The following is a 2,689-nucleotide window of genomic DNA, read 5'->3' on the forward strand; positions in this document are numbered from 1 at the left end:
CCGGCGCGCGACGCGCCGCGAGACCCCTCGCCCTGGCCACGTCGCTCGGCGTGCTGGCCGTGGCCGTCGCGCTCGCGGTGGGGTTCGACCCCGCAGGCCAGACCCACCAGTTCGTCGAGTCACGCTCGTGGATCCCCGCCTTCGGCGCCACCTACACGCTCGGGCTCGACGGGATCGCCCTGGTGTTGGTCCTGCTCACGGCCGCCCTCATGCCGCTGCTCCTGCTGGCCGGATGGCACGATGTCGACGACGGTGCCCACGGTCGCCGCGCGCAGGCCTACCCGGCATTGCTGCTGACCACGCAGGGATTGGCGCTGGTGGCGTTCACCAGCCTGGACGTGCTGCTGTTCTACGTCGCGTTCGAGGCCATGCTCATCCCGCTCTACTTCCTCATCGGCGGGTTCGGCCGCAGCGACTCCTCCGGGGCCGACCGGGCTGCGGCGGCCGTGCGGTTCCTCATCTACAACCTGCTCGGCGGGCTGGTGATGCTGGTCGCGGTGATCGGCCTCTACGTCCTCACCGCCCGCGCCGGGATAGGGACTGACGCCGGATCGATCGGGGCGGGCACGTTCGACTACCGCCTCATCACCGCGGCCGTCGCGGACGGTCGGCTGGAGATCACGCCCGGCGTGGCGCTGCTGATGTTCGCCGCCTTCACCCTGGCCTTCGCGATCAAGGCGCCACTGTGGCCGTTCCACACCTGGCTGCCCGGCGCGGCCGTGGCCGCGACGCCCGCGTCGGCGGTGTTGATGATGGCCGTCGTGGACAAGGTCGGCACGTTCGCGATGCTGCGCTACAGCCTGCCGCTGTTCCCGGACGCGGCCGCGACGGCGGCGCCGGTGCTCATCACGCTCGCGGTGGTCAGCATCGTCTACGGCGGCCTCATGGCCATCGCCCAGACCGACCTGCTCCGGTTGATCGCCTACGCCTCCATCTCCCACTTCGGGTTCATCATCCTGGGGATCTTCGCGAGGACCGAGCAGGCGGCCGCCGGGTCCACGCTCTACATGGTCAACCACGGCGTCGCCACGGCCGCGCTGTTCCTCGTGGCCGGGTTCCTCGTCCACCGGCACCGCATCCGGGAGATCGGCTACTACGGAGGCGTGCAGCAGGTGGCCCCCGTCCTCGCCGGGACGTTCCTCATCGCCGGCCTGGCCACCCTGTCACTCCCGGGTCTGGCCCCGTTCGTCAGCGAGTTCCTGGTGTTCATCGGCACCTTCGGCCCGTACCCGGTGGCCGCGGTGCTCGCCGCGAGCACCTTCGTCCTGGCGGCTATCTACATCCTGTGGACCTACCAACGGGTGATGGGTGGACCACCCGCGACCGGGCTGGCGCGGACACCTGATCTGGGCCACCGCGAACTCGTGGTGGTGATCCCCCTGGTGGTGGCGCTGATCGTGCTGGGCTTCTACCCGCAGCCCGCGTTGGACGTGATCGAACCGGCGGTCGCCCACACCGTCGCCCTCGTGGGAGGAGCCCGATGACCCCGGACATCGCGTACGGATCGCTCGCGCCCCTTCTCCTCGTGTTCGGGGCGGGGATCGTCGGTGTGCTGGTGGAGGCGTTCGTCCCCGCCCGGCGGCGCTATGCCACACAGATGGCCGTCTACCTGGGCGGTCTCGCCGCCGCCCTCGTCTCCGTGCTCCTGTTGTCCGGGACGCGGATCGTCACGGCCGAGGGCGCGGTCGCGGTCGACGGGCCGGCGCTGTTCCTGCAGGGCGTCACGGTGGTCGTGGCCGTCGCCGCCGGACTGTTGATCGGCGAGCGCACCGTCATCCCCTCGGCCTCCCGCAAGAAGGTCCTCGCGGGCTTCGCGCCCCAGGCCGCCGTGGCCCCCGGCGGTTCGGGAGAGCGCGACGCCGAGCGCGCGGGGTTCACCCAGACCGAGATCTTCCCCCTCACGCTGTTCGCCACGGGCGGCCTCATGCTGTTCCCGGCGGCGAACGACCTGATCACCCTGTTCATCGCGCTGGAGGTGCTCTCGCTGCCCCTGTACGTCCTGTGCGGGATGGCCCGGCGGCGACGCCTGCTCTCGCAGGAGGCGGCGGTCAAGTACTTCCTCCTGGGTGCGTTCTCCTCGGCGTTCTTCGTCTACGGCGTCGCGCTGGTGTACGGCGCCGCCGGGACCGTGGACTTCCGCGGGATCGCCGAGGCGGTCGAGGCCGACGGGGGCGGCGCCCTGGCCCTGATCGGCGTGGCCATGATGTCGGTGGGCCTGCTGTTCAAGGTCGGCGCCGTGCCGTTCCACACCTGGACCCCCGACGTCTACCAGGGCGCGCCCACCGCGATCACCGCGTTCATGGCCGCCGGCACCAAGGTCGCCGCGTTCGGCGCGATCCTCCGGTTCTTCCACACCGCGGTGCCCGGCCTCGAGGCGGACTGGGCGCCGGTGCTGTGGGTGATCGCGGCGCTGACGATGATCGTCGGAACTGTCGTGGGGGTCGCGCAGAACGACGTCACGCGGCTCCTGGCGTACTCCTCCATCGCCCACGCCGGGTTCCTGCTCACCGGGGTGATCGCGGTCCAGTCCACCGGGACGTCCGCGATGCTCTTCTACCTCGCTGCGTACGCCGTCAGCACCGTGGGCGTGTTCGCCGCGGCCGGGCTGGTCCGGGACGCCGACGGCGCCGAGATCGGCGATCTCCGGGCCTGGGCCGGACTGGGCCGGCGCCAGCCGCTGGTGGCGGGA

The 2,689-nt window shown here is 71.5% G+C and carries 2 protein-coding genes; both read left to right on the plus strand.

Features of this window, described 5'->3' with window-relative positions; all coding sequences use genetic code 11:
- Nucleotides 1–1,484: NADH-quinone oxidoreductase subunit M (locus G6019_RS11435; RefSeq protein WP_182627621.1), on the plus strand; the 1,484-nt coding region annotated here is incomplete at its 5' end.
- Nucleotides 1,481–2,689: NADH-quinone oxidoreductase subunit NuoN (gene nuoN, locus G6019_RS11440; RefSeq protein ID WP_182627623.1), on the plus strand; the 1,209-nt coding region annotated here is incomplete at its 3' end. The genes G6019_RS11435 and nuoN, both read left to right, overlap by 4 nt.

The sequence above is a fragment of the Dietzia sp. DQ12-76 genome, from assembly GCF_014145045.1.
Classification (GTDB): Bacteria; Actinomycetota; Actinomycetes; order Mycobacteriales; family Mycobacteriaceae; genus Dietzia.